General features: G+C 66.4%; 21 protein-coding genes. 7 read left to right on the top strand and 14 right to left on the bottom strand.

Annotated features, from left to right (window positions below; genetic code table 11):
• Positions 1-205: 205 nt before the first annotated feature.
• Entirely contained in the window at positions 206-2,488 is a 2,283-nt protein-coding gene (locus K7W42_RS00390) for a YhgE/Pip domain-containing protein (RefSeq protein WP_224571401.1), read from the top strand.
• A 314-nt stretch (positions 2,489-2,802) separates the two neighbouring features.
• Here the strand turns inward: K7W42_RS00390 and K7W42_RS00385 are convergent, their stop codons facing one another.
• The 12 genes from K7W42_RS00385 to ftsE form a co-directional block, all read right to left on the bottom strand.
• Positions 2,803-3,942, bottom strand: a complete 1,140-nt coding sequence (locus K7W42_RS00385) for an FAD-dependent monooxygenase (protein WP_224571399.1) — start codon at positions 3,940-3,942, stop codon at positions 2,803-2,805.
• Positions 3,939-4,583 (bottom strand): TetR/AcrR family transcriptional regulator, encoded by a 645-nt coding sequence (locus tag K7W42_RS00380; protein ID WP_224571398.1) that lies wholly within the window; start codon positions 4,581-4,583, stop codon positions 3,939-3,941. Before K7W42_RS00380 ends, K7W42_RS00385 begins: the two co-directional genes overlap by 4 nt.
• A 361-nt stretch (positions 4,584-4,944) precedes the next feature.
• Complete coding sequence (locus K7W42_RS00375) at positions 4,945-5,820, bottom strand: DUF705 domain-containing protein (RefSeq protein ID WP_224571396.1); 876 nt, start codon at positions 5,818-5,820, stop codon at positions 4,945-4,947.
• Between the two features lie 25 nt (positions 5,821-5,845).
• Positions 5,846-8,185: an ATP-dependent DNA helicase RecG gene (recG, locus tag K7W42_RS00370; RefSeq protein WP_224571395.1), complete on the bottom strand. Its 2,340-nt coding sequence runs from the start codon at positions 8,183-8,185 to the stop codon at positions 5,846-5,848.
• A 468-nt stretch (positions 8,186-8,653) separates the two neighbouring features.
• Entirely contained in the window at positions 8,654-9,250 is a 597-nt protein-coding gene (locus K7W42_RS00365; RefSeq protein ID WP_224571393.1) for an LON peptidase substrate-binding domain-containing protein, read from the bottom strand.
• A 102-nt stretch (positions 9,251-9,352) separates the two neighbouring features.
• Complete coding sequence (trmD, locus tag K7W42_RS00360; RefSeq protein WP_224571391.1) at positions 9,353-10,180, bottom strand: tRNA (guanosine(37)-N1)-methyltransferase TrmD; 828 nt, start codon at positions 10,178-10,180, stop codon at positions 9,353-9,355.
• A complete protein-coding gene (gene rimM, locus K7W42_RS00355; protein WP_224571389.1) occupies positions 10,173-10,727 on the bottom strand; it encodes a ribosome maturation factor RimM in 555 nt (184 codons plus the stop codon). The genes trmD and rimM overlap by 8 nt, the downstream gene beginning before the upstream one ends.
• The gene (locus K7W42_RS00350) at positions 10,724-10,963 is read right to left on the bottom strand and encodes a KH domain-containing protein (RefSeq protein ID WP_198170423.1); all 240 of its coding nucleotides are present in this window, start codon (positions 10,961-10,963) and stop codon (positions 10,724-10,726) included. Before K7W42_RS00350 ends, rimM begins: the two co-directional genes overlap by 4 nt.
• A gap of 189 nt (positions 10,964-11,152) precedes the next feature.
• Positions 11,153-11,401, bottom strand: a complete 249-nt coding sequence (gene rpsP / locus K7W42_RS00345) for a 30S ribosomal protein S16 (protein ID WP_157458255.1) — start codon at positions 11,399-11,401, stop codon at positions 11,153-11,155.
• Positions 11,402-11,773: 372 nt separating this feature from the next.
• Positions 11,774-13,228, bottom strand: a complete 1,455-nt coding sequence (locus K7W42_RS00340) for a murein hydrolase activator EnvC family protein (RefSeq protein ID WP_224571387.1) — start codon at positions 13,226-13,228, stop codon at positions 11,774-11,776.
• A complete protein-coding gene (locus K7W42_RS00335; RefSeq protein WP_224571385.1) occupies positions 13,225-14,088 on the bottom strand; it encodes a cell division protein FtsX in 864 nt (287 codons plus the stop codon). Before K7W42_RS00335 ends, K7W42_RS00340 begins: the two co-directional genes overlap by 4 nt.
• Before the next feature lie 115 nt (positions 14,089-14,203).
• Positions 14,204-14,887: a cell division ATP-binding protein FtsE gene (gene ftsE, locus K7W42_RS00330; RefSeq protein WP_224571384.1), complete on the bottom strand. Its 684-nt coding sequence runs from the start codon at positions 14,885-14,887 to the stop codon at positions 14,204-14,206.
• A 155-nt stretch (positions 14,888-15,042) separates the two neighbouring features.
• On the opposite strand from ftsE, the gene K7W42_RS00325 reads away from it, so the two are divergent.
• From K7W42_RS00325 to K7W42_RS00315, 3 genes are all read left to right on the top strand, one after another.
• Entirely contained in the window at positions 15,043-16,359 is a 1,317-nt protein-coding gene (locus tag K7W42_RS00325) for a S41 family peptidase (protein WP_224571381.1), read from the top strand.
• A 189-nt stretch (positions 16,360-16,548) separates the two neighbouring features.
• Positions 16,549-18,189 carry a hypothetical protein gene (locus K7W42_RS00320; protein WP_224571380.1) on the top strand — a complete coding sequence of 547 codons (1,641 nt, stop codon included), beginning with the start codon at positions 16,549-16,551 and terminating at the stop codon, positions 18,187-18,189.
• A 454-nt stretch (positions 18,190-18,643) separates the two neighbouring features.
• On the top strand, positions 18,644-20,587 hold the full coding sequence (locus tag K7W42_RS00315; protein ID WP_224571378.1) for a lamin tail domain-containing protein: 1,944 nt from the start codon (positions 18,644-18,646) through the stop codon (positions 20,585-20,587).
• A 208-nt stretch (positions 20,588-20,795) separates the two neighbouring features.
• On the opposite strand, the gene nadE is transcribed toward K7W42_RS00315, so the two are convergent.
• On the bottom strand, positions 20,796-21,638 hold the full coding sequence (nadE, locus tag K7W42_RS00310; RefSeq protein WP_224571377.1) for an NAD(+) synthase: 843 nt from the start codon (positions 21,636-21,638) through the stop codon (positions 20,796-20,798).
• A 60-nt stretch (positions 21,639-21,698) separates the two neighbouring features.
• On the opposite strand from nadE, the gene K7W42_RS00305 reads away from it, so the two are divergent.
• Positions 21,699-22,616 (top strand): adenylyltransferase/cytidyltransferase family protein, encoded by a 918-nt coding sequence (locus K7W42_RS00305; RefSeq protein ID WP_224571375.1) that lies wholly within the window; start codon positions 21,699-21,701, stop codon positions 22,614-22,616.
• Between the two features lie 68 nt (positions 22,617-22,684).
• Entirely contained in the window at positions 22,685-23,314 is a 630-nt protein-coding gene (locus K7W42_RS00300) for a CoA transferase subunit B (protein WP_224571373.1), read from the top strand.
• Positions 23,315-23,412: 98 nt separating this feature from the next.
• Here the strand turns inward: K7W42_RS00300 and K7W42_RS00295 are convergent, their stop codons facing one another.
• Positions 23,413-24,756, bottom strand: coding sequence for a cytochrome P450 (locus K7W42_RS00295; RefSeq protein ID WP_224571371.1), 1,344 nt, complete (start codon positions 24,754-24,756; stop codon positions 23,413-23,415).
• 68 nt (positions 24,757-24,824) lie between these two features.
• Here K7W42_RS00295 and K7W42_RS00290 point away from each other — a divergent pair, with 68 nt between their 5' ends.
• Positions 24,825-26,489: an acyl-CoA carboxylase subunit beta gene (locus tag K7W42_RS00290; RefSeq protein WP_224571369.1), complete on the top strand. Its 1,665-nt coding sequence runs from the start codon at positions 24,825-24,827 to the stop codon at positions 26,487-26,489.
• Positions 26,490-26,529: the final 40 nt, after the last annotated feature.

Raw genomic sequence — 26,529 nt, 5'->3', positions numbered from 1 at the left:
GTCTACTCCAAGATGACAGAAAGTCACTTGACACTTTGTCAAATTATGTCAAGCTAAGATTTGTTGACAAGGTGTCAGCACCTTGCCTCTCCGGCTATGGCTCTTGCGTGATGGAACAGACATCAATTTGTGTTCCAGCCGAGCCCTCCCCAGCACCGTGCTTCTTTCCATTTGCCACCATTCCTCCCTTGCCCTGAGGCTGCCTATGACTCGACCGCCTGCCCGCTTAACCGTCCGCACGGATTACCGCGCCCTGACCCCCGCCGAACGCTCGCTGTGGCGCGCGCCTCTGATGTGGGCGTCGGCGGCGCTGTTTCTGTTTATTCCCATCATTTACGTGACGGTATATCTGCTGGGCGTCTGGGACCCGGCGGGGCAGTTGCCCCAGCTGCCGGCCGCGCTGGTCAACCTGGACCAAGGGATTGTGCAGCGCGGCAAGCGGGTCAATGTGGGTCACGACCTCGTGACCGAACTGCGCCGCGACCCTCCTGTGGACTTCCGCCGCTACCCCACCCAGGCCGCCGCCGAGGAGGCCGTGCGCCGGGGCGAGGTGTACTTTGCCCTGACCATCCCCGCCGAATTCAGCCGCAAGGCCGTGGGGGGGCGCAGCAGCGAGCATGGCCTGCTGCGGCTGTACCGGGCGCCGGGCCTGAATGCCTACGCCAGTGCGGTGGCTGACCGGGTGGCCGGCGAACTGGCCGAGACCCTGAACCGTGACCTGGGCGAGCGCCGCTGGGAAGTGGTGCAGAGCAGCCTGAAAGACGTGCAGCAGGGCTTTGCCGACCTGCGTGCGGCCACTGGTGACCTGGTGGCGGGTGCAGAGCGGCTCTCGGACGGCGCTGAGGAGTTACAGAGCGGCGCGGCCACTCTGACGCGAGGCGCAGGGCGCCTGGCCAGTGGCTCGGCCGACCTGGCCACTGGCGCCGGAAAGCTGGCCGGGGGCGTGAGCACCCTGACGGGCGGCGTGGGCCGGCTGTCGGGCTCGCTGCGGCAACTGGAGGCCGCTGCCCCCACCAGCGCAGAGGTCGCCCTACTGAAAGAGGGTGCGCGGGCGCTGTCGGCCGGCACCGGGCAGCTGGCTGGGCAACTGGAGAAACTGGCCGCTGGCAGCGGGGACCTGGCGACCGCCGCGCGCACCCTCACGGGCGGGGCAGCGCAGGTGGGAACAGGCAGCGCCCGGCTGGCCAAAGACCTGCCGGCGCTGGCCGGCGGCCTGAACGAGCTTCAGGCCGGTGCTACTGAACTGGGTGGCCAGTCCGGGACCCTGCGCCGGGCGCTGCCAGCTGGACAGCCGGTGACGGCGGGCGCCGCACGGCTGGAGGCCGGTGCCCAGACGCTGGCCCAGGGCCTAACCGCCGCCGGGCAGGGCGCCCAGCAAGCAGCCACGGGCGCCGCGGCCCTGGCCAAAGGCGCGGCCCAGGTGCAGGGCGGCGCGGCCCGACTTCAGCAGGGAACGCAAACGCTGGTCCAGGGCAGCCGCGCGTCGGCGACAGGAGCCGGACAACTGGCCGGCGGCGCCGCCAAGGTGCAGACTGGTGTCACCAAGCTGGCCGACGGCAGCGTCAAGCTGGGCGCGGCGCTGGGGCAAATCAACCGCAAGGTGCCGGCCCAGGCCGAGCTGACAAAACTGAGCAGCGGCGCTGACCAGCTGGCCCAGAGTGCCGGGGTCCTGGCGGCCCGCACGGGTGATCTGGCGGCAGGCTCCCAGAAGGTGCAGGCTGGGGCCACTGACCTCGCCAGTGGTGCCGGGCAGTTAGCGGACGGCTTGGCCCGCCTGCGCCGCGAAATCCCTGCCACCACCGAGGACCTAGGCGGTGACCCTGAAGGCCTAGCCCAGAGCGTGCAGGTGCGTACCCAGACCTTTGCCGACGTGCCCAACAACGGCAACGCTTTCGCGCCCTACTTTGTGGCCCTGGCGCTGTGGGTGGGGGTTACCATGACCACCTTTATCTTTCCGTATCTGCTGCTGCCCGCCAGTGGCCGGCAGACCTCGCAGGCGGCCCGTGTGCTGCGCAAGCTGGCGCAACCTGGCCTGATTGTGCTGGGGCAGGCGCTGCTGGTGGTCGCGGGCCTGCACCTGCTGGACGTTCATCTGCTCAGCCCGGCGCTGGTGGTGCTGACGGCCCTGGCGGCCAGCCTGACCTTTCTGCTGGTCGTGGTTGCCCTGAACCTGCTGTTTGGCCCGGCTGGGCGCGTCCTGGCCCTGATTCTGCTGATCGTGCAGCTGGCTGCCAGTGGGGGCAGTTACCCCGTCGAACTTTCTGGCCCGGTGTTTCAGGCGATCCATACGGTAATTCCGGTCACAGCTGTCGTGAACGCCCTGCGCGCGGCGATGTTCGGGGCATTCGAGGGGCAATACTGGGTCTTCATGGGCCATCTGGCGCTGGTGGCCGCTGTCAGTCTGGGGGTGGCCCTGCTCAGTCGCCGCCGCTGGGTGTACACGCCCGACGACCGCTTCCGTTCACCCATCCTGACCGACGTGGGGTAAGTGGAAAGGAGACTGAAGGCTGTGGAATGAGGTTGGGGGAGGGAACGGTCTCACAGCGGTCTTCTATGAGGTTATGGTCTCCCTGTTTCCGCAGAGGTAGACGTTACTGGCAGGAGCATTGAGGGGCGTCTGGTTGGCCCCCCAATGCTTCTACCTACCTTTGTTGGAGGTGGGGTCTCTCTTGAGTGCAGACGGCACTCATAGCGGAACCCAGAGCAGATGCGGGCAGGTTCTTCTGAAGGATTGAGTGACAGCAGCAGTCTGAGCGGAATGGAACAGCCAATAACGCTCCTGACCCTCACTGGCCGCTGCTCTCAGTCCAGCGCAACCTCAAAGAGGTCGCGGGCAGAGCGGCGAGCCAATGACGGCGGCGAGAGGCGCAGGCCCACGTCCCGCACGGCGCGCAGCCAGGTCGCCTCCAGTTGTCCGGCGCGACCCAACTGCCGCGACTGGGTTTGCACGCGGTTCACGCGCGCCTGCCGGAGCTGTTCGTAACGGGCCAGGGCGGCGGGCGCCTCAGATGTAGCCAACTGCCCGCCCAGCACCCAGGCGTCTTCCAGACTCATGGCCGCGCCCTGGCCCAGATTGGGGGTCATGGCGTGGGCAGCGTCGCCCAGCAGGGCCACCCGGCCCCGAACCCAGCGGGGCAGGCGGACCTCATGGATGTCGGTGCGGATGACCGGCAGGTCGGCACGCAGCTGCGCCGTCACAGCCGGGGCGAGCCCACCAAACGGGCGGCAGAGGGCCTGCAACTCCTGAATGGTATCGGTCTGAACAGAGGTCGGCCTTTCCCTTTCCGGCGCATTGGCCGTGACATAGCCGTAAAGTTGCCCCTGCCCTATGGGCACCAGACCTAGCCGGCAGCCTCGGCCCCACATCTCCACCGCGTAGTCGTGCGGGCCGGTTTGAGGCACGTCCACCAGGAAGCGCCAGCTGGTGTAGCCCGCGTAGTGTTTCGGAACGTCACCAAAAACTAGCTGGCGGACTGACGAGTGCAGCCCATCGGCGCCCACCACGGCCTCAAAACGTCCCTCTGAACCGTCGCTGAGACCGACTTCCACGCCCCCAGCATCCTGATGAAGGGCGCGAAGAGTGGTTCCAAATTGAATCTGGGACTCCACGCCCCGGCTGAGCAGGTTTTGTAAGGCGGCGCGGTGCAGGGCAACAGCGCCGCCCGCACTGCTCTGGGGGTAAAGGACGGTCTGAAGGGGGCGGCCTGCTGCGTCTGTAACCTGGGCCGAGGTGAGTCGCTGGCCCCGGTGCGCGGCGCCTTTGGCCAGGCCCAGCCGCTCCAGCACCCGTAAGGCATTGACGCTGAGAATCAGACCGGCGCCTACCGGCCGCCACGCGGGCACCTTTTCGATGAGCCTGACCTGAATGCCGGTCTGAAGCAGCCGCTGCGCCAGAGCCAGGCCACCAATCCCCGCCCCCACAATCAGCACTGAGCGGGTCATGCGCCGTCCTCTGAGGCGCTGGGGTGAAGGGCCCGGCAGTGCAGGTGAAGTAGCGCGGCGAGCTGAGCGCGCGCGGCTTCCAGCGAGGTTCCACCCGTCAGCCAGCCCACCAGACAGACCTGATACAGCGCAAAGATGGCCAGGGCGGCAGTCTGAAGATCCATTTCTGGCGCCACCTCTCCAGTGGCCTGCCGGTCTCGGAGGAGAGTACCCACCCGATTCACAAAGTCGCGTGCTTGCTGCATCTCCCGGTCCCGCCAGGGGCTCTGGTGAAACAGGGTCAATCGCAGGAAATCCTTTGAGAGCACCTGATGCTGCTGGTAAAACTCAAAAAACGGCTCGAACAATTGAGGCAGGACCTGGGGAAGTGGGCCGTCCAGCTGGCTTGACATCAGCGCGCGTTCGGCGGTGCGGGCAATCACGTCATGGAAAACCATCAGCAGCAGGTCGGCCTTGTCTGTGGCGTAGCGGAAGACGGTCCCTGTGGCGAGGTCGGCCTCATCAGCGATCTGGCGAATGGTGGTGGCTTCGTAGCCCTGTTGGGTGAACAGATGGAAGGCCGCCGCACGGAGGCGTTCTCGCTTGTCCTGTTTGTGCCGCTCGCGGCGGCTGACCCCTGGCAACACTAAATCTTCCGTCATCTGGCTCCTTTACTGCTGTAGGCGGCACCGACAACTGATCAGGAAATGCGCAACTCGACATGTCCATTCATGAACACGGCCAAAACTGAACATGTTCATTATTTGCCTGTCCTGTTGGTGATTACCAAGAAAAATGTCCTGGGGGTGGCAGTCCAGAGCGGCCACAGGTGGTCAAGCGGTTTATGGCGATTTGCTCTGCTTGGCTTTCTGAAGCCTGCCGTCCTGCGCTCGTTGTCCCTGATCTCAGGAAGTCGCCTGACCATCCCTGGAACTGCAGAATCTAGGCGAGCCGCAAGCCCAGAGCTGTCGTAGACAGACTGGCCACCCTGTTGGAGAAGACCGCTCTAGATCAGCGTCCGCCTTAGCGTTCTTCAGTAGGCTCGCGCGGGGGGAGAGGCCTGGACAGCCGCGCCCGGTAAGAGGCCACAGTCTCGCTCTCACAACTCAGCGGATGTACCTGCACCAAGCGCCGCCAGGTACTCACGGGTTGGTCATCCAGCATGACCTGGGGTTTGGGCAAAAAGGCCGTGAAAAGAGCTTCCAGGCCAACTTCGCGCGCACTCTCGCGGGCGTAGGCCGCGCCGCCCGAACTCCAGCAGTACAGCTCGGCGCCTTGCGTGGCCAGATCGCGCACATGCTGCACGGCCGCCGGAATGGGAATACGCGAGCGCCCCACGTTGCGAATTAGGGTCTCGTCTATGTCCACGTAGACAACGAGCGGAGGAGCTTTGCGTATTAAGGCCTGTGCTCCCATCCGATGTGCCTCAGCGCTGCGCTCAGCCAATCTGCGAAAGTAACTCGCGACATAGAGGTCATAGAGTTCTTGGAAGAGAGGAGCCACCCAAGCATCTGAGAAAGAAGGATTGTGGTGGAGTAGCTCTTCTAGAGCTGCTTTGGTTTCGGGAACGTAGGTAAAAGTCCCGTCCGATAAAGCCATTCGAAGATTGGTCATCCATGCCGATTCCTTAGAGAAGTCTTCGACCTCACACCAATGGTCGTAGACCCCACAGAGGATAGAAACCGCCGCTCCCTGGCGCAAAAGGTCAAAGTCGAGGAGATGGTGTTCCGAAAGGTCTGCGGCTGCAGCAGCATTGACAAAGTGGAAAGGGTCAAATGCAGACCTATCGCAGCCATGACCGAAGCCGCCATGTGAGTCGGCCAGGTCAACATACAGGCGCAGAATCTCCTTGATGATTTCCTCTCCAATGCCAATGTTGGTGAAGTTTGCAATGTACATCAGGTACCTCTGACAAAGTCTGCTGCTAAATCACTTCCCTGTACGCCACGCTCTGGCTGCGGTTCTGCAGTTCGCTGCGCAAGTACTGGAGCCGGGGATGTTCCAGTTTCGGGTCGTGGGCCAGGATGTGTTTGGCCAGAGCCCGGGCCTGCTCGATAATGTCGGCGTCGTTGGCCAGGTCGGCCAGCCTGAGGTCGGGAATCCCGCTCTGGCGGGTACCGCGTAGCTCGCCGGGGCCGCGCAGCTTCAGGTCCGCCTCGGCAATCACAAAGCCGTCGGTGCTGCCCTCAATAATTTTCAGGCGCTGGCGGGTTTTCTTGCTGTGTTCGCCGGCAATCAGGACACAGTAACTCTGCGCGCTGCCACGGCCCACCCGCCCCCGCAGCTGGTGCAACTGGGCTAGGCCAAAGCGTTCGGCGTTTTCAATGACCATGACTGTGGCGTTGGGGACGTCCACCCCCACTTCAATGACGGTCGTGGACACCAGAATGTCGAACTCATGCGCTCGGAAGCGCTCCATCACGTGGTCTTTTTCGGCGGCCGGCATCTTGCCGTGCAACAGGTCTATGCGGGCTTCGGGCAGGATGGTTTTCAGGTCGTCGGCCAGCTGGGTGGCGGCCAGGAGTTCCAGGGTGTCGTTTTCTTCAATCAGCGCTGTGACCACAAAGGCCTGCCGCCCTTCCCGAATCTGGCGCATGACAAAGCCGTACGCCTGCTGCCGGAAGTTGTCCTGAATCAGCTTGGTTTCAATCGGCGTGCGGCCCGGCGGCAACTCGTCAATGACGCTCAGTTCCAGGTCGCCGTAAGCCGTCAGGGCGAGGCTGCGCGGAATAGGTGTGGCCGACATGACCAGCACGTCGGGGCGTCCGGCCAGCAATTTGCGCCGCTGCTGTACCCCAAAGCGGTGCTCCTCGTCCACCACGGCCAGGCCCAGGTGGTCAAAGCGCACGTTGTCCTGAATCAGGGCCTGGGTGCCCACCACCACGTCCACCTCGCCCTCGGCGATGCGGGTTTGCATCTCCAGTTTGGCCCTGGCCGTCATGGCGCCAATCAGGAGGCCCACGCGCACATCCAGCTGCCCCAGGTAGCCGCGTAGGTTCGCGTAGTGCTGCCGCGCCAGAATCTCGGTGGGGGCCATCAGGGCGCCCTGGTAACCGTCGCGTACGGCGAGGTACAGCGCGCAGGCGGCCACGGCCGTTTTGCCGCTGCCGACGTCGCCCTGGACCAAACGGGCCATCTGGCGCTCGCTGCGCATGTCGTCGGTGATTTCCAGCAGCACCCGCCGCTGCGCGTTCGTGAAGCGGAAGGGGAGCGCCGTCTCAAAAGTATGAATGTCGTCGCCGCTGGCCTGAAAGCGTTTGCCTTGGAGTACGGCGTCTTCGCCCTGCAACAGCATTCGCAATTCCAGAAACAGATATTCGTCAAAGCGCAGCCGGGTGTTGCCGCGCCGCAGATGGTCTTCATCGTGCGGAAAATGAATGCCCCAGAGGGCATCGGCCAGGTCGGTCAGGCTGTACTGTCGCCGCCAGTGGGCCGGCAGGTAATCGTCGGGCGGGGCCGCCTGCAGGGCGCGGTGCGCCGCGCGGCGCAGGAACTCCTGCGAAATGCCTTCCTTGCTGTCGTACACGCCCACGATGCGCCCGGTGCTGAGGCTGTCCTGGGCACCGTCCAGCGTTTCCAGGTGTTCCACACCCAACTGCACCGAGCGGCCAAACTTTTTAACGCGCCCCGTCAGCACCAGCTGCGCGCCCTCCCGAAGCTGCTTTTCGACCCACGGTTGATTAAACCAAGTGGCCTTGACGCGGCCGCCTGCCGGGGTTTCCAGCGTGACATCCAGGATCATCATGCCGGGCTTGGGGCTGCGGCGTGATTTGGCCACCACGCGGCCCGCCACCGTGACCTTCTGGCCTTCTTCGACCTGCGACAGGTCCGGCAGGGCGCGGCGATCTTCATGGCGGTGGGGGTAGGCGTGCAGGACATCGCGCAGCAGGTGCAGGCCCAGCGACTGCAATTTGCGCGCGCCGCCGGGGCCGGTGTCCAGCCGCGCCACCGGCGTGTCGGGGGCCAGGCGCTCGCCCGGCTGGGCGGTGGGCACGGCCTGACGGGCGGCTTTGGGCGCGCGGGCGGCCGCTTTTGGTGTTTCAGTCAGGAGGGCCAGAGCACGTTTCAGGGCTGCTTCCCGGTCGGGCTGGCCCAACTCGGCGTAGCCAGTCAGCTCTTCGCGCACCTTTGGGAACGGGTTGCCCAGCGGCGAGGCCAGCAGCTTGTCCACGCCGCCCGCCACCACGCGGTTCTGGCAGCCCGCATTCAACTCCGCCAGGAGGGGCCGCCGCAGTTTCTCCCGAAGTTCCGCCACGGTCGCCATGCGGGGCACAGGCTACCAGAGCCGGGGGCGGAGAGACCGGGCTGCGCGGCACTTTCGCGGGTCAGGCCGGCTGAAAGGACATTTTCTGACAGTGACCTGGATGGCAGGCAAACGCTATGGTCCAGTTCGCGTCGGTCCCCATCTGATCGGGGAGAGTCAGCCTTATCAGGTGTTTCTACCCAGTGCTGTCCAAGCTAAGCGCCGGGTTCATTGACCTGGCTGGCTGAGGTCTTGGGATCGGACCAGCACCTCCATGCGGTTGGAGGGCGGGCGCTTTGCCTTTCCCCTCAAGCCCCCTCTGGCTCGGAATCAATCTTTTAGACAGGTTCCATCTATTTCATTTCCAAACTGGGAGAGCACCGGTTTGCACGCGCCACGCCCGGAACCCGTTTCGTTCTCGCTGCGGAACAGCTTTTTAAGTCCGCTTGGATTTAAGCGTTTTTGTAGACGATTAAATATGAGGCTCTACTAATTCAGCAGTTTGGTTTGCTGAGGCATCTGGGCCAGCAGGAGGTCCAGGCGGGCGCGCAGAGTCGGGGCACGCAGGGCCGCCTCGCGCTGGGTGGCGCTAAGGGGCAAGTTGGCTGCGGCGTAGCTGCTCAGCAGCAGCGGGTCGTCCGGGGCATTCTGACCCAGAGCGTCGGCCCGGTCTGGATTGAGCCGCAGTAGGGCCGACAGCAGCTCACGCGCCAGCCCGTCCTCCGCACCGTCGGCGGGCAGCGGCCAGGGTTTGACTTCGGCCGACAGGTAAGGGGTACCGAAGTAAAAGCTCTGCACCTCAAAACGCTCGCCGCCGCCAACCAGAATGGTGCTGGTGCCGTCCTCGTGGCCCTGGGCCTGCTGAAGGTGAGCCAGCGTGCCCACCAGAGAGACCCGTTCGTGGAACGGTTTGGAGGATTCCTGCGCCGACTCCAGAATCCGCACGATGCCAAACGGGCCTCCACTGGCCTGCACGTCTGCCAGCAGGGCGCGGTAACGTGGTTCGAAGACATACAGCGGCAGCAGTACCCCTGGAAACAGCACCAGATTGGGAAGGGGAAACAGCGGCACGCGCATAGGCGTCATGGTGCGCCCATTGGGCGCAGGCAACTTGGGTACAGACCACACAAACGCTGCCGGAATGCGGGTTTTCTGACTATGTGGCGCTCAGAATTCATCAGAAAGGTGCTAGTCCGGCTGGACAGGACGCTTTGGCTTACGCTTGCGTTTGGGCGCTGGCGGTGGCGGCGCGTTCCAGGCAGTCAGTTGCTCTGGCATGACCCCCAGGCCCAGCAGCACCGCGCTGTCCTGTGGCGTCAGTGGGGCGCTCATCAGGAGGTCAGGGCGCCGGGCCAGGGTGCGGGTCAGCGCCTGCTCGCGCCGCCAGGCCGCCACTGCCGCGTGATGCCCGCCGCGCAGAACCTCAGGAACAGGCTGGCCGCGCCATTCGGGGGGACGGGTGTACTCCGGGTAATCCAGCAGTCCCGAACTGAACGAATCCATCTGGTGAGATTCGGGGTCGCCCAGCACGCCTGGGCGCAGACGCGCAACCGCTTCGAGCACGCAGGCGGCGGCGGCCTCTCCGCCCATCATCACGAAGTCACCGATGCTCAATTCTCGCGTGACCAGCGTCTCGACCCGCGCGTCAAAGCCCTCGTAGCGGCCACACAGGAAGGCCAGGTGGGTTTTCTGGGCCAGTTCTTCGGCCACCGCCTGCGTAAACGGCTGCCCTGCCGGGCTGAACAGAATCACCTCGTCGGCGGGGGGCAGTCTCTCCAGCGCGCGCCCAGCGACATCGGCGCGAATGACCATACCGGCGCCGCCGCCGTAGGGCGTGTCGTCCACCTTCAGGTGCTTGTTGGCGGCAAAGTCGCGCAAGTTGATCAGCTGCACCTGCACCAGCCCTCGGGCCTGGGCCTTGCCCACAATCGCCTCGGCGGCAAAGGGGGCCAGCAACTCGGGAAACAGCGTCAGGAAGGAAAAGGTGAGGGGCGAGGCCGCCAGGGGCTCACTCATGCCCGGTGTCGTCCTCGTCCTCATCCTCATCGCCCAGTAGCCCGGCCGGGGCGTCTTCGGTCAGTGTGACCGACTCGGGGCGCTGCGCCGCATTCAGGTTCACCACCACATAGGGCGCTTGAAGCGGCACGAACGAGTCGCCGCCGGCGTGACGCACCACCAGCAGGTCCTGGTGCCCAGCGTCCTGTGCGTCCGTCACCTCACCCAGTTCGGTGCCACTGGCGTCCAGCACCCGCAGGCCGCGCAGTTCGTGGTAGTAGTACACCCCCACTTCAGGCACAGGAAGTTCGGCGTCGGCGGCGTAGACGTTCAGGCCACGCAGGTCCTCGGCGCCCTCCCGGGTGGTCAGGCCCGCCAGATGCAGCGCCACGCCAGGGGACAGAGGCTCGGCCTTCAGCACCCGCAGCCAGCCCCGGTTCTCCACGTATACCCGGCCCAGGGCAAGCAGCTGCGCCGGGTCGCCCAGCACATACACCTTGACGTCGCCGCGCACGCCGTGTGGCCCCAGAAAATACCCCAGTCGGGTGCGGTCAGTGCTGCCCGTCACGCTTTGCGGGGTGCGTCCAGATCGACGTTCAGGCGCTCGCGCGGGTCAGAGGCGGCGCGCACCAGCGTCCGGATAGCCTGAATCACACGGCCCTGGCGGCCAATCAGGCGGCCTTCCTCGCCGGGACCCACGCGCACCACGACCGTGGGGCCGCGCCGCGCCACGCGCACCAGCGCCGGCTGGTCCACCACGCTCTGCGCGAGGTACAGGGTCAGGTCAACAGGGTCAGTTTTCATCCCGGGCATTGTACTCTGCGCGCCACAGCACAACAAAAAAGACCCCCGCAGGGGTCTGTGGATGACTTGGGCAGATGACGTGTCGCGGCTCTCCGTTGGGGACCGGAGCGCACGGCCTTCCAGTCCCTTCACTTCGGCCGCTTAGGCCACGGCTGCTCGCTTCACTTGGGCTGGAAAACCAGCCGCCGCTTAGGCGACCTTGACGCCCTGGCTTTTCAGCAGGCGGCGGGCGGTGTTGGTGGGCTGGGCGCCCTGGGCAATCCAGTACGCGGCGCGCTCGGCGTCCACCTTCAGGTAGTTCTCAGTCGTCTTGCGGGGGTCGTAGTGCCCCAGGTTCTCGATGTAGCCGCCGTCGCGGGGACGGCGGGCATCGGTCACGACGATGCGGTAGTGGGGGTTATGGGTGGAACCAAAGCGGGATAGGCGAATCTTAACCATCTGAAGAACCTCGGATTGGGGGAGATGAGGGTGCAGCGCCCGTTAGGAGTACGGGGGTCATGCGCCCGTCAGCAGCCAACCGGGGAACGCACCGAAGGAGGTTATCAGACCGGCCCGTCTATCGGCAAGAGTGCTGCCCAGTCGGCTGCCCTTCAGCGTCAGCAGAAGAGAGTGGCAAGAAAAGTCCGTCTCGGCGGGAATGGAGTGACTTGAGTGCGTTACCGAAAACAGCAGGGAGGGCCAAAGGCGACGGCCGGTTTCATCCTGGAGCCAGGGGCGTCCCCACTGGCACTGCTGCCTGCGACGGGACCCCCTGCGTTCGCCAGGGAAGCGGCCGAAGGACAAGCCTGGTGGCCGCTCCGGGTGCCGCTTTTAGAACGTGGGCGCGACGGTGACGCCACCCCGGCGCACCTGAAAGGCCATGCTGCCCGGCCCAATCACCGAACTGCCGCCCACCGTGCCCAGCGGCGCGCCTCTGGCCACGCGGTCCCCCACGCCCACCGAGAGGTCGCGCAGGCCCATGTACACCGTGACCAGTGGGCCGTGGTCCATCAGCACGATGCCGCCAATGGAAGCGTAGTAGGTGGCGCTCAGGACGTTGCCGTCCAGGGCCGCGACCACCTGCTCGGCCCCAGACAGCACGGTCCAGGGCGTGCCGCCAGCCCCGTAAGGCGCCGACACCCGGCCCCCCGGCAGCGGAAAGCCCAGGGCGCCCGTCTGCGCGGGCAGCGGCGCCAGCTGCACCTGCACCTGGGCCTGCGCGGCCTGCACCTGCTGCTGGCGCTGCGCTAGGGCGGCCTGCTCCTGGCGCACCTGGGTTTCGCGGGCCTGGGCCTGCTGGGCGCGCAGCTGGGCCTGGCGAATCTGCGCCTGACGCTGCTGCGCGGCCAGGCGGCTGGCGGCCTGCTGCCGGGCCAGCCGCTCCTGCTCAGCGCGTATGCGGGCCAGGCGCTCGGCTTCCAGGCGGGCGCGCTCCTGCGCCTCACGGATGCGGCGGGCCTCTTCCTCTCGGCGGCGGCGCTCTTCTTCCAGGCGGCGCTGCCTCTCCTGCTCCAGGCGGGTCTGCTCGGCCTGCACCTGCGCCACCAGCGTGTCGATGGTGCGCGCCGCCAGCGCCTGCTCGGCCTGCCGCTGCGCCGCCAGGGTCCGCTGCCCGGCTTCGCTGGCGCGCAGGCTGGCCAGCAGGGTGTTCTGCTGGGTGCGCTGGGCCCGCAGCGCGGTCAGTTTGGCCTGCCGCTGGCCCTGCAAGGTCCTGAGTTCCTGGGCCTGCTGCGCCTGCACGGTGCGCTGGCGTTCCAGAATCTTGACCTCGGCGGCCAGCGTCTCGATAACGAGGGTGTTGTATTCCCCGGCGCGGTTGGCATATTGCAGGCGGATGAGCAGGTCAGACAGGCTGCGGGCCTGCGACAGCAGTTGCAGGTAGCGCCCGCTGCGGTCCCGGTACTGGGCGCGCAGAATCTGGCGCACGTCTCCCTGAAGCCGGGTCACGCGGGTCTGGGTGACCCCCAGCTGGGTGCCGGTATCGGCCAGGGCGCGCTCGGCCAGGGCCACGCGGGCCGTCACCGTCGCCAGTTCGTTTTCCAGTTGCCCGGTGGTCCGCGCCAGGCTTTCCAGCCGGGTCAGGGTGGCCTGTTGCTGGGCACTGAGCCCGGCAATCCGGCTGCGAATCTGCGCCAGTTGCGCGGCCTTCTCGGCGCTCAGCTGGCGCTGCTCACGCAGGTCGCGCTCCAGGGTTTGGAGCCGCTCACTGGTGGTCTGGGCCAGGCTAGACGCAGTCAGGCCGCCGCCCAGCAGCGCTGCACACAGCAGCCAGGCGCGGGCGCTCATTCCAGTTCCTTGAGGTAGCGCCGGGTGGCAAAGACGCTGCCCAGCAGCCCGGTCAGAATGCCCAGCAGGGCCACGCCGCCCAGCAGCGGGAGCAGGGTGTCAGCGTCTCGCGTGACCGGAAACACCGGGGCCAGCCGCTGCACCCGCTCGGCGAGGTTGAGGTAGGTCGGGGTCAGGATACCCACGGCCAGCGCGGCGGCCAGCGTGCCCACCAGCAGCCCCTCAATGACGTGCGGCATGCGGATAAAGCCGCGTGTGGCGCCCAGCAGCCGCATCACACTGATTTCGTCGCGCCGGGCGTACATGGCCACCCGCACAGCGTTCAGGATGTTAAACAGCGTGCCCAGAAACAGCAGGCCCACCAGCGCGTAGCCCGCTCCGCGAATGGCGGTCAGGGTGCGCACCGTGGGGTCCACATAGTCGGCGCCGTATTCCACGTCTTCCACGCCGGGCAGGCCGGCCACCGCCTGCGCCACCACCCGCGCGTCCTCGACCCGGCCCACGCGCAGGCGCAGCGTGTCGGGAAAGGGGTTCCCCACCAGCGCCACAGCGTCGCGGGTATAAGGCGAGTCCTGGGTCATTTCACTCAGCACCTGCTCGCTGGTCACCAGCGTGGCCTCCCGCACCTGGGGCAGCGCGCGGGCCTGGGTCAGTATGGTCTGGTCCTGTGCGTTGGCCGTCAGGAACGCTGCGACCTCGACCTGCGATTCCAGCTGGAACAGGGTGCGGTTGACATTCAGGGTGAGCAGCAGCACGAAGCCCAGCATCAGCAGGGTCAGCGTCATGGTGACCAGCGTGGCCAGTGTGGCGGTGACGTTGCCGCGCATGGCGAGCAGGGCCTGGCGGAGGTGGTAGGTCATGGCTGGCCCCCAGCCAGGGTGATGGGTGATGCTTGGTGGTTGAGGGTGAACAGCTCTGCTCCATCAACTCTCAACCGTTCACCCTCAACAGGCCCTACAACGGTTTTCGCGGCCCTCACAGCGCATACCCCCCATACGGGTCGTCGCGCACCAGTTTGCCCTTGCGCAGGGTCAGGGTGCGGTGGCGGAAGGTCTCGACGAGATCGCGGGCGTGGGTCGCCACGATAACCGTGGTGCCGCGCAGGTTCACGTTTTGCAAGACTTTCAGCACCTCGCGGCTGTTGTCGGGGTCGAGGTTGCCGGTGGGTTCGTCGGCCAGCAGCAGGGGCGGGTTGCCCACGATGGCGCGGGCAATGGCCACCCGCTGCTGCTCGCCCTGCGACAGTTGCAGCGGCAGGGCGTATTTCTTGTGTTCCAGGCCCACGGTGCGCAGGGCCCCTCCCACCCGCTGCGGCCACTCGCGCCCCGGCACACCGGTCACCCGCAGGGCAAAGGCCACGTTGTCATAGGCATTCAGGTGCGGCAGCAGCAGGTTGTCCTGAAACACGGTGCCCATGCGGCGGCGCAGCAGGGCGGTGCGGCGGCCCCGGTAGCGCGCTAGGGCCTCGCCCGCCACCTGCACCTCGCCCCGGCTGGGCAGCGCGCGCTTGAGGACCAGGCTCATGAAACTGCTTTTGCCGGCGCCTGAATGGCCGACCAGATACACGAATTCGCCCTTGCCGACATGTAGCGACACGTCGTCCAGGGCCAGGGTGCGGGTCACGGGGTACTCCAGCGACACGTTTTTGAAGTCAATCACGCGCTCTCCTGCTGGGGCGCGGTGAGAAAAGGGGCAGCTTGGTCATGCTCGCCGCCCAGCATAGCCCCTGAGTGTATGGGCGCTATGAAACTCTGCGCGCGCTCCTGTAACAGCCCTCCCGATTGGTCTCATCTTGGCGCACTATCTTGGCAGGCGTGAACGCCAAACGTCTGACTGTCACGCTGGCCGCGCTGGGCGCGACCGCCGCCGTCGCCTACGCGCAAATGGGCGGCTACACCCAGGCGAACCTGAGCAGCACCGCCGAGGGCCGCACCTTCTTGCAACTGCTCAGCGACCTCAACCGGCTGTACCTCTACCCGGTGGACCAGAAAAAGGTGCTGCGCGGCGCGATTACGGGCGCCCTGGGCAGCCTGGACGATGAATTTACCTATTACAGTGAGCCTGAAGACAACGCCATTGACGCCGCCAACCTGCAAGGCGAGTTTGGTGGGATTGGGGTTCAGCTTGTGGCGGCGAATCCAGACGGCTCTGGCGGTAAGGTTGACAACGTGTATAAGGGGTACTCGGCGGCCGAGAATGGTGTGCAGATTGGCGACCAGTTCCTGAAGATTGGCGAAACCGACGTCACCACTGCTAAGTTGAATGAGATTGTGCGTCTGGTGCGCGGTGAGAAGGGCAGCAGTGTTGCGGTGACCTTCGCCCGTGAAGGCAAGCCTTACACCGTTAAACTGGAGCGCCGTCAGGTTACCATTGTCAGTGTGGAATCCACTGTGCTGCCCGGCAACGTGGGCTATATCGCCCTGAACACCTTCTACAACGAGAAGGTTAGCGAGCAGTTCAGCGCCGCCGTGGCCGACATGAAAAAGAAGAACGTCAAGGGCCTGATTCTGGACCTGCGTGACAACGGCGGCGGCCTGCTGAACGCCGGCGTGGAAGTGGTGGACCAGTTCCTGCAAAGCGGCCCTATTGTCAGCCTGCGTGACCGCAGCAAGGCCACCGAAGTCTTTGGAACCGCCCGGCGCCAGACCACCGACTACACCGGCAAGTTGATGGTGCTGGTGAACAAGAACAGCGCCAGCGCCAGTGAAGTCGTGTCGGGAGCGTTGCAGGACACCAAGAAGGCCACCATCGTGGGCGAGCAGACCTTCGGCAAGGGTGTGGCCCAGATTCCCGTCACCCTGCCGGACGGCGGTAAGGCGGCCATCGTAAACAGCGAGTGGCTGACACCCAATGGCCGCCAGATTCACAAGAAGGGCATCACGCCCGACGTGGTGGTCAAGGACACCCGCTTCACCACGCCCGTCAACTTCACCGGCAGCGGCGTCAAGCCCGGCGAGAAGATCACCCTGACTGTCGAAGGTAAGCCGGTCACTGTGACCGCCGACAAGGACGGCAAGTTCACCTACACCGGCGAAATCAAGCGGCCCACCCGCAGTGCCCAGCAGGGTGAAGCGGTGGTGGACCTGCAAACCGACGCCATTCTGAAAAAAGCCTACGACCTGCTGAAGTAAGTCGCAGAGTCAGGGTGGGAGGCGTCAAGGGTCAGTCCCTTGGCGCCTCCCATTCGTTTGGCAAAGTGACGTGGCTTAGATAGACCGCTGTTTGGTTGATGCTTGGCATAGACGCGGCTGCCCGGAGAAGGCCGCGCCGCTCTATCGTTGAGGGGTGCCGCCCAGGTCAGGTCAGTGGAGCCGCCGCGCGTGAGTGCGCTGGGGGTGACCAGCGGCGTCCGCTCGGCGGTCCTCAGGGGAGAGCCGCAGCAGGCCTGGGCCGAGTTCACGCGCCTGACGGCGCCCACAGACAGCGACCGGCTGTGGGCGGTGCGCGCCCTGATGCTTTTGCGCCGCGAACATGAGGCCCACCGCCCCGTGCAGGCGCTGGCCACCGCCGGGGTGTCGGGCGCCGCCGCCGAGCTGGCGCGCGTGCTGCTGTTTCTGGGGCGCCCGGAGGAAGCGCTGGCGCGGCTGGACGCTGGGCGTTCAGACCTGCGGTCTGCGCTGGACGGTGCCCTGTGGTGGCGCACCCGCGCCCGCCTCCTGGCCTATACCTCCTCGTACCGGCAGGGGCTGGACCACGCTGAGCGGGCCTGGGAGCATCTTCAGGACGCGGCCCAGGACGAGCTGGCCTTTTACCGAGCGCCCCTCTTGATTCAGGTCGCCGAATTTCAGATGTACACCGGGGACCTGCCGCGCGCCCTGGTCACGCTGGGGCAGGCGCGGGCGCAGCTGGACCCGCAATCGGTCACGCGGCTCTACCTGCACGCGATTGAACTCGAAGCCCTGCTGTCGCTGGGCCGCTGGAACGACGCGCTGGTTAGCCTGCGGCGCCTGGATGCTCTGCCTCAGGCGCGCGCACAGTATCAGCTGCGGTATCACTGGGCGCGGTATTACCTGGCGGCGGGCCAGCTGTCTCAGGCGCTGCGCGAGTTCACGCTGGTGGCGTCGGCGGCTTACGAGCGGGCCAATCAGGACCTGGAGTTCTGGGCGCGCCTGGGCACCGCCACGCTCCTGGCCTGGCAGCAAGATGAGGCGGGATGCCAGGCCGAGTTGCTGCGCGCCGCAGAACTGCTGCACGCCCTGAAGTCCAAGGAACATCAGCAGGGTTTTGCGCTGCGCCGCGCGGCGTGCCTGCTGCGCCTGGGCCATCCAGTGACGCCAGAGCTGCTGGATGACCTGACCACGGCGCGTGACGTGCATCAGGCGATGGATTTGCCGCTGGACGCCGCCGCCGCGCAGTTGCAGCTGTGCGAGGCCTACCGCCGCCGGGGCGACGAGGCCGGGCTTCAGAGTGCCGTCTTGACCCTGAAAGCGCTGTGTGCGCGGCTGCGCGGACCGTATCTCCTGGCCCGGGAGTGGCCGCTGCTGCCCGAGTTGCAGGCGTGCCTTGCTGGCCAGCTGGAAGGCGGGGAGCTGGGGCGGCCGGTGCTGGAGGTCGTGACCCTGGGGGCCGAGCGGCTGCTGGTGGATGGCCAGCCGGTGCACGTGCCCATGCGCCGGGCTCTGGAATTAATCGCTTACCTGATGCAGGCCCGCTCGGCGTCGCTTGGCCGCATTCTGGCTGATGTGTTCGAGGAGATGCCTGCCGCTGCCGCGCGGAACCAGTTTCATCAGGTGCGCCATGAAATTGGGCGGGTGGTGCCGCAACTGCATGTCCTGTATGACCCGCGCAGCCGGGAGTACCGCCTGGAAACCACCTTTCGCCTCCAGTGGGACGTGCAGCGGGTGCGGGCCGGGGCCGAGCCACTTGAGGGGCGGCTGTTTTTGCCCAGCAGCGGCTCCTGGTGGGCCGAGCAGGTCAATGAAGAACTGAGCCGCCAGGCTCAGGCACCAGAAGGACGCTGAGGGCGGCATCCAGCTCGGTTGAGAGCCATGTCACTCAACCGACGAGAGGAGTGGCCGAAAGAGGCAGCGCGTCCACGGCACTAAAGGGCGTGTTGTGCTCCCTGAGGTGGAGCAGACAGCGACCGTGAGGTCAAGCCTATAAGCGACAACTACAACAGGACTCTAGCCGCGCAGGAGTGCTTGAGAACCTCTCTGGACCTTGAGGTCGGCCCTTGTCAGCTGCCGGGGGTATTTGGGGGCCTCCCTGGGGGGAAGCTGTCTAGATTGCCCCCAGACTCCGACTTTTTCCCCCCTAAGTGTTGGTCAGACACTAAACGGACGCTACACAGCCTCCGCCTACACTGAATTCACACGTTCCTCTCCTTTTTCTGAGTGTCTCCAACCCGTTCCACCCGGTCTTTCCCTCTGTCAGGCCGGGTGGGTGGCCCCCACCTTTATCTCTTTGGAGGTTGTCATGAGACCATCCCACCTGTTTACCGCCCTGACCCTCAGCGTCCTGCTCGCCGCCTGCCAGACAGGCCGCACCCCGGACGTGCTGACGGTTGACGGCACCACCAATCTGGCGGCCACATTGCCAGCGGGCGACTGGGCCTTTGCTGGAACGGCGGCGCAGTACAGCCACCTGCAAATTGTGCCAGGCAATGGTCAGGCCCAGGTCACGGCGACGGTGCCCGGTGACTACCTGCTGCGCGACGGCGAGCGCACCCTGACCTACCGCGCGGCGGGGCCAGTGACGGGGGCCCTCAACCTGACGGAAGTCAACCTGAACCCTGAGGCCGATGCCAGCGGCTGGGTGGAGCTGTACAACGGCACTGGCCAGCCGCTGAATCTCAGCGACTACGCGCTGCGCGCCCCCAGCCGTGACCGCGACGCCCAGACGGGTGGGGGCCAGACCGTCACTTTCGCGCTGCCCTCTCAGGTGCTGGCGCCCGGCGAGTACGTTCTGGTGACGGGCCGCCTTGACCCCAATGCTGCCAACGGCCCGCAGGCCGTCTTTATCGCCAGTGGCGACCGCGTGCCCTACTGGCAGCGCAGCGCCACTGTGGAACTGCTGCGTGCCGGGCAGGTCACCGACAGCTTGCAGTTTGGTTCGGGCCTGGCGGCTTCGGGCAGCGGCCTGCGCGTGCAGGTGGCGGAGGTTGACCCGCAGCTCATCAGCTCGGTGGCGCGCACGCCCCGTCAGGGCCTAGCCGGCGCCAGCGCCGACGGCTGGAGTCAAACCGTGCTGCCCAGCCCCGGCGCCCCGAACAATGCACCTGCCCCGACCACCAGTGCCCAGGGGCTGGGGGCGCTGGCGGCCGGCGACACCGACAACGACGGCATTCCGGACAGCTATGAAACCTCAACCTCTGGGGCGTACAACGGCCTGTACGTGTACAACCTGGGGGCGCGGCAGAACCAGCGCGACATCTTCGTGGAACTGGACTGGATGAACTCGTCCTCGGCGTTTATTCAGCCCCAGCGCAGCGGCCTGGACAAGATGGTCGCCGCGTTCAGCCGCGCCGGCTACGCGCTGCACCTGGATGTCGGCCCCGCCTTCAGCTCGACGTTCTCGCTGGCCAACTACAACCTGGGCGGCGGCAATCAGGTGGGCTACAGCGCGTGTATCGGCCTGGGCTTCAGCACCTCGTCGTGCAGCGGCGTCCTGAGTTACAAGTACGGCAGCACCGGGTCGGTCAAGAACTTTGCCATCAACCGCCTGAACTTGTTCCGCTACGCCGTGATCGGGAACTCGCAGCAGACCAACGGCAGCAACGGCAGCAGCGGCGTGGCCGAGATTGCGGGCAACGACTTCGTGGTGACGATGGGCGGCTGGAGCTACAGCAACCTGACCCAGGTGGGCAACCAGCAGGGCTCGACCATCATGCACGAATTCGGCCACAACCTGAACCTGCGCCACGGCGGCTTTGAAAACACCCACCGCAAGCCCAATTACTACAGCATCATGAATTACAGCTACCAGCTCGCGGGCCTGGACGACACCGCTGACCGCATTGCAGAGCGCGCCAAGCAGTGGAAGCAGAGCTGCGCCGACCTGACTTACAACGACCCCTGCACGGCCAGCTTCAAGATGGACTACTCCTACGGGCAGGGGGGCCGCATAGACGAGGGCGCCGTTAACGAGAACAGCGGCATCAACCGGGGCACTGCCTGGATTGACTGGAACAACAGCGGCGCGGTCAACACCAGCGTCCGGGTGGACGTAAACGGCGACGGCACCGTCTCGACCGGCTCGTACTACCTGGCCGACTACAACGACTGGGCCAACATCCGCCCCACCTTCGGCTATGTCAACCCGAACGACTCCTCGACCGACCGCAATGGCGCGCTGCCCCGCCTGGACGTGGCGTCCAACGACACGCAGCCCAGCGTGCCCGAAACGGATCACGCCGAGTAAAGCGGGACTCGTCCGTTTCGTCAGGGGGTGGCCCGCCGACACTGGCAGGCCGCCCCGTTCCTGTTCCTACGGACTCCGACTCAACCGAGCAGAATGCTGGGTGAAATTCCAGCGGACTCGCAGACGAGGAGGAGAGCGTGCAAAGTGCTGCGATCTGGAAGCGCAGATGGTGCTCTCCCCGCTGCGCTGCAATCAAGCGGAAGCAGTATCAGTCCTGCGACGGCGCTGTCTCTTCCTGCCACCAGTCGTCAAAGGGCGTAACCGGCAGAGCGCGTTTATGGCGGGTTTGCCAGAACAGTGCCTCCAGCCGCTGCCTGACCTCGTCAGGCACCAGCTGCCCCTCTAGGTAGGCGTCAATCTGCGCGTAAGTTACGCCCAGCGCCACCTCGTCGGGGAGGCCGGGGCGGCTGTCTTCCAGGTCGGCAGTGGGGACCTTCTGCCAGGTGGCGGGCGGAGCGCCCAGACAGGCCAGCAGCGCCGCCCCCTGACGCTTGGTTAGGCCGGTCAGGGGGGTGATGTCCACGCCGCCGTCGCCGTACTTGGTGAAAAAGCCGGTCACAGCCTCGGCCGCGTGGTCGGTCCCGACCACCAGCAGCCCCAGCTGCCCGGCCAGCGCGTACTGCGTCACCATGCGCAGCCGGGCTTTGACATTGCCGCGCACGAAGTCGCGCAGGGGCTCGCCCAGCGCTTCTCCCGCCGCGCTGGCGGCCGCGTCGGCGGCCGCCTGTATATTGACCGTCACGACGCGGTCCGGCTGAATAAAAGCCAGGGCGCGCTCGGCGTCGGCCTCATCGGCCTGCACACCGTAGGGTTGGCGCACGGTCACACACTGCGCCTCAACCCCCTGTGTGCGCAGCCGCTCGGCGGCCAGCTGGCACAGCCGCCCCGTCAGGGTGCTGTCCTGCCCCCCGCTGACGCCCAGCACAAAGCCGCGCGCTCCGGCGGCCTGCAGGTAGCGGCATAAAAAGTCCACCCGCCGCTCAATCTCGGCGGCGGGGTCAATGGTGGGCTGCACCGCCAGCAGGGTGCGGAGGTCGTGCGGGACGGTCATCCGGCGCAGTATGGCACGGGGGCTGATGGGGCCTCCTCCTGCCTGCTCTAGACTCGGGCGGTGCCCCCAGGCCGCACTCTAGCTGTCCTCATTGGCCGCTTTCAGCCGCCACACGCCGCCCACCTGCACCTGATCGAGACGGCGCTGGCGCGGCACAGCCACCTGCTCATCTTGCTGGGCAGCGCCAATCTGACGCGCAGCGTGGTCAATCCCTGGACGGCGGCCGAGCGCGCCCGCCTGATTCGGGCCAGCCTCCCAGCGACGGGCCGCCTGTCCCTGGTCCCATTGGCCGACGAATTTGACGCAGCGCGCTGGGCCGCCAGTGTGCGGGCCGCTGTGCAGCAAAAGGCGGCCCAGGTGGGCACCCAGAGCACCGTGCTGACTGGCTTTGAAAAAGATGCCAGCAGCGTCTATCTGCGCTGGTTCCCCGAATGGACGCTGGACCCCTCTCCGGCCCACGGCGACCTGAACGCCACCGCCGTCCGCGCCGCATTGTTCGGGCAGGGACAGGTGCCGGCCGGCCTCCCTGACGGGGTGACAGCCGCCCTGAATGATTTTCTACACACCTCCACCTTTTGCCGCCTGCAAGCCGAGTTTCAGGCGGTGCAGGCTGAGCGGACCCGCCTGAGCGCGGCCCAGACCCCTGTGCCCAGGACAGAGGTGCTGCACCTGCACCAGCGTGGCGGGCAGGTGTGGCTGGTCCGCCGCGCTGGCCCGGTGGGGGCTGGACTGCTGGCGCTGCCGGGCGAGATTTGGCCGTCTGACTCGCCTCTGCCTGTAGCGGTCGCCACCTTTGCCCATCCGGCCCGCTCGCTGGTGTGGCCAGCGGTGGCCCAGGTGCAGCTGGACCCGGCGCCCGTGCCGGGCAGTCGGCCTTACCACCTGGACACGGTCCTGCGCCAGCCACGCGCTTTTTTCGAGGACCACCACGTCATCCTGCGCCGCCTGTGTGGCCCGGCGGCCGACCGGCCCGCTTGACACCCCAGGGCGCCGCGCCGCAAGCTGCCAGCGGATTTCCCCAGCGAACATGCCCTAAGGAGGCGCCTATGCCCTGGACAAGAGACGAGATGGCGGCCCGCGCCGCCCGCGAACTGAGTGACGGCTTTTACGTGAACCTGGGCATCGGCCTGCCGACCCTGGTGGCCAACCACATTCCCGAGGGCGTATCAGTGATGCTGCAAAGCGAAAACGGCCTGCTGGGCATTGGCCCCTTTCCCACCGAAGCGGAGGTAGACCCCGACCTCATCAATGCGGGCAAGCAGACGGTGACGGCGCTGCCTGGCGCCAGCTTCTTTTCCAGTGCAGACAGTTTCGCCATGATTCGGGGCGGGCACGTCAACCTGGCCATTCTGGGTGCCATGCAAGTCAGCGAAAAGGGCGACTTGGCCAACTGGATGATTCCCGGCAAGATGGTCAAGGGCATGGGCGGCGCTATGGACCTGGTGGCCGGCGTGCAGCGCGTGGTCGTGCTAATGGAGCACACCGCCAAGGGGGACGCTCACAAAATCCTGCGTGACTGCACCTTGCCGCTGACCGGTCAGGCCGTCGTGAACCGCATCATTACCGACCTAGGCGTGCTGGACGTGACGGAAAACGGCCTGCATCTGGTTGAACTGGCCCCCGGCGTGACGTTAGAAGAATTGCAGGCCAAAACCGGCGCACCTATTTACGCCTGAGAAGATGCAACTGCCAGCGCCAGGGGCGCAGCCGCGCTCTGAAATGCTCTGAGCAACTTCCAATGACCGGGCCGGGTGAGAGCGGCCCGGCACCCCTCCTAGTGCACAGTCGCCAGCACCGGCCCGTCTGGTTTGAGGGTCAAGCCTGCGGTGAGGCCTCCCGGACCCCCGCCAGGCACCTCCAGTGTGAAGTCGCGCAGCACCAGCGCGGCAATCAGGGCCGCTTCCAGCAGTGCCAGGTGGTTGCCAATACACATCCGCGCCCCGGCGCCGAAAGGCAAGAAGGCCTCGGGGGTCCGGCCCACCTGTGCCCAGCGCTCGGGACGAAAGGCATTCGGTTCGGGCCAGAATCGTCCGTTGCGCTGAATCAGGAACACGTTCACGCTGACTTCTGCTCCGGCGTCCAGCGGCACGCCGCCTACGGTCACCGGCGCCGTCGCCTGCCGGGGCAGCAGCCAGGCAGGTGGGTACAACCGCAGAGTCTCCTGCAGGCAGGCGTGCAGCAGGGGCAAGTCCCTCATCTGCTTGGCGCTGGGGGCGCCCGTGCCCAGGGCGCCACGCACCTCGGCCTGCACGGCGGCGCGGACCTGGGGATGCTGGGCCAGGCTCAGCCACAGGAAGGTCAGCAGCGTGGCGGTGGTTTCGTGGCCCGCCAGAAACAGAGTCATGACCTCGTCGCGCAGTTCGGTGTCGCTGAGGCCGCCGCCCTGCTCGTCGCGCGCCGCCAGCAACTGCCCCAGCAGGTCGTGGCCGCCTGGTCCAGCCGCCCGCCGCCGCGCAATGATCCCGTGAACCAGCGTGTCCAGCGCCCTGGTGGCGACCTGTTCCTGCCGCTGGCCCGGTGTGGGCAGGCGCCAGTCCACCGGCGAGCGCACCCGGTCGGCGGTCCGGGCCAGCAGTGGAGGCAACTCGCGCTCCACGACTTCCAGTTCCTCCTGGGCCAGCGCCGTGCCAAACAGGACAGCGGCCACCGCCCGCAGGGTGACATGCAGCATCTCGCGACCCAGGTCCACCGGCTCGCCTGTCCCTGCCGCCGCCCGCAGCCGCTCCAGCAGGGGAGAGGTCGCCGCCACGATGTCGGCCGCCATGCTGTCCAGCGCCGCGCGGTGAAAGGCCGGCTGCATCAAGCGGCGGTGTCCCCGCCAGGTGTCGCCCTCGGCGGTCAGCAGCCCGCTGCCCAGAAACGGCTGCATCTTCTGAATGCCCCGGCCTTTGCGGAAGTGTGCGCTCTGCTCCACCAGCACTTCGCGCGCCGCCCCAGGGTCGGCCACCACCAGCACGTCACGCGGCCCCAGCCGTATGCGGAACAGGTCGCCGTAGGCCGCGCGGCTATGGTGCAAAAACCCCAGGGCGTCGCGGCGCAGGTCCGGGACGTGGCCCAGCCAGGAAGCCAGCGGTCCACGGAGGCGCGGCCCGGCAGGCCAGCCAGCAGGAAGAGTCATGCCGCAGTATGAACCTGTCAGGCGGCATCCACTTCTCCTAACGGGCGTTTGTTAGACTGTGCCCAGCAATGACCCAGCCTGAGACCAGCGCCCCCTCGGCGCCGCCTGCCCCCTGGCCCGACGCCCTGGCCCGCCTCGCTGCGGACCAGGCGCGGGTGCGCGCGGGCGGCGGTGCCAAAGCCCAGCAGCGTCAGCATGACAAGAACCGCCTGACGGCCCGCGAGCGTATCGCCCGCCTGATTGATGAGAGCACCCCTTTCGACGAGCTGATGACGTTCGCCGGCTACGGCATGTATGAGGATGTGGGCGGCTGTCCGTCCGGCGGCACCGTGACCGGCATTGGCACCATTGGGGGCCGGCCCTGGATGATCGTCGCCAACGACGCCACTGTGAAGGCCGGCGCCTTCTTTCCCATCACGGCCAAAAAGGTCATCCGGGCGCAGACCATCGCACTGGAAAACGCGCTGCCGGTCGTCTATCTGGTGGACAGTGCCGGCGTGTACCTGCCGATGCAGGACGAGATTTTCCCCGATCAGGACGATTTTGGCCGGGTCTTCTACCTGAATGCCCGCATGAGCGCACGCGGCATTCCGCAGATCGCGGCCATCATGGGCAACTGCGTGGCGGGCGGGGCGTATCTGCCCGTCATGTGCGACACCCTCATCATGACCGAGGGCTCGGGTCTGTATCTGGCCGGGCCAGCGCTGGTCAAGGCGGCCATTGGGCAGGTCGTGGACAGCGAGGATCTGGGCGGGGCAAGTATGCACGCCTCCATCGCCGGTACCGTGGACTACAAGGAGCCCGACGACGAGGCCGCCCTGAAGCGCATCCGCGCGCTGGCTGACCTGTACGCGCAGGGCGAGGTCGCCCCGTTCGCCCGCCGCCGCAAAGAGCTGGTGCCGGCCCCCGAGCGCGACCTCACCGATCTGGTGGGCTTTGACGGCAGCAAGACCTACGATGTCCGCGACCTGATTACCGCCCTGGTAGACGGCGGCGAATTCCACGAGTTCAAGCCCGAATACGGCGAAACGCTGGTGTGCGGCTTTGCGCGCGCCGGCGGCTATCCTGTGGCCTTTGTCGCCAACCAGCGCACTGTCATCAAGAAGAAGCTCAAGGCGGGCGGCGAGCCGGGCCTGCGCACCCGGATTGAGGTGGGCGGCGTGATTTACGGCGACAGCGCCGACAAGGCCGCGCGCTTCATCATGGACGCCAACCAGGCGGGGGTGCCGCTGGTGTTCCTGAGCGACGTGACCGGCTTTATGGTGGGCCGCGACAGCGAACAGGAAGGCATCATCCGCCGGGGCGCCAAGCTGGTGAACGCGGTCAGCAACTCGGTGGTGCCCAAAATCACCATCATCACCGGCGGCAGCTTTGGGGCGGGCAACTACGCCATGAACGGCAAAGCCTACGCGCCCCGCTTCCTGTTCGCCTGGCCCAGCGCCAAATACGCCGTCATGAGCGGCAACGCGGCGGCCAAGACCCTGATGGACATTCAGCTGGCGGCCCTGAAGCGCGCGGGGCACCAGCCCGACGACGAGGAACTGCAGCGTCTGTACGACGAGGTCAAGGCCAAGTACGACACCGAGTTGGACCCCCGCTACGCCGCCGCCCGCCTCTGGGTGGACGAGATCATTCCGCCGAACGACACCCGTGACCGCCTGATCCGCGCCCTGGAAGCCTGCGCCCAGAACCCGGTGCAGGAGGAGTTCCGGGTGGGCGTGTTCCAGGTGTAAAGGGGCGGCCAGCACCGCTCCCAGCCCAGTCACCTCCCCG

Source organism: Deinococcus betulae (assembly GCF_020166395.1).
Taxonomy (GTDB): Bacteria; Deinococcota; Deinococci; order Deinococcales; family Deinococcaceae; genus Deinococcus; species Deinococcus betulae.
Note: the sequence above shows the minus strand (reverse complement) of the source record. Positions and strands in the feature narration are given on the sequence as shown.

What these genes read in the sequence shown, in the direction of transcription:
- K7W42_RS00390 (WP_224571401.1), top strand. Translation starts at nt 206, where the DNA reads ATGACTCGACCGCCTGCCCGCTTAACCGTCCGCACGGATTACCGCGCC.
- K7W42_RS00385 (WP_224571399.1), bottom strand. Translation starts at nt 3,942, where the DNA reads ATGACCCGCTCAGTGCTGATTGTGGGGGCGGGGATTGGTGGCCTGGCT.
- K7W42_RS00380 (WP_224571398.1), bottom strand. Translation starts at nt 4,583, where the DNA reads ATGACGGAAGATTTAGTGTTGCCAGGGGTCAGCCGCCGCGAGCGGCAC.
- K7W42_RS00375 (WP_224571396.1), bottom strand. Translation starts at nt 5,820, where the DNA reads ATGTACATTGCAAACTTCACCAACATTGGCATTGGAGAGGAAATCATC.
- recG (WP_224571395.1), bottom strand. Translation starts at nt 8,185, where the DNA reads ATGGCGACCGTGGCGGAACTTCGGGAGAAACTGCGGCGGCCCCTCCTG.
- K7W42_RS00365 (WP_224571393.1), bottom strand. Translation starts at nt 9,250, where the DNA reads ATGACGCCTATGCGCGTGCCGCTGTTTCCCCTTCCCAATCTGGTGCTG.
- trmD (WP_224571391.1), bottom strand. Translation starts at nt 10,180, where the DNA reads ATGAGTGAGCCCCTGGCGGCCTCGCCCCTCACCTTTTCCTTCCTGACG.
- K7W42_RS00350 (WP_198170423.1), bottom strand. Translation starts at nt 10,963, where the DNA reads ATGAAAACTGACCCTGTTGACCTGACCCTGTACCTCGCGCAGAGCGTG.
- rpsP (WP_157458255.1), bottom strand. Translation starts at nt 11,401, where the DNA reads ATGGTTAAGATTCGCCTATCCCGCTTTGGTTCCACCCATAACCCCCAC.
- K7W42_RS00340 (WP_224571387.1), bottom strand. Translation starts at nt 13,228, where the DNA reads ATGAGCGCCCGCGCCTGGCTGCTGTGTGCAGCGCTGCTGGGCGGCGGC.
- K7W42_RS00335 (WP_224571385.1), bottom strand. Translation starts at nt 14,088, where the DNA reads ATGACCTACCACCTCCGCCAGGCCCTGCTCGCCATGCGCGGCAACGTC.
- K7W42_RS00315 (WP_224571378.1), top strand. Translation starts at nt 18,644, where the DNA reads ATGAGACCATCCCACCTGTTTACCGCCCTGACCCTCAGCGTCCTGCTC.
- nadE (WP_224571377.1), bottom strand. Translation starts at nt 21,638, where the DNA reads ATGACCGTCCCGCACGACCTCCGCACCCTGCTGGCGGTGCAGCCCACC.
- K7W42_RS00300 (WP_224571373.1), top strand. Translation starts at nt 22,685, where the DNA reads ATGCCCTGGACAAGAGACGAGATGGCGGCCCGCGCCGCCCGCGAACTG.
- K7W42_RS00295 (WP_224571371.1), bottom strand. Translation starts at nt 24,756, where the DNA reads ATGACTCTTCCTGCTGGCTGGCCTGCCGGGCCGCGCCTCCGTGGACCG.
- K7W42_RS00290 (WP_224571369.1), top strand. Translation starts at nt 24,825, where the DNA reads ATGACCCAGCCTGAGACCAGCGCCCCCTCGGCGCCGCCTGCCCCCTGG.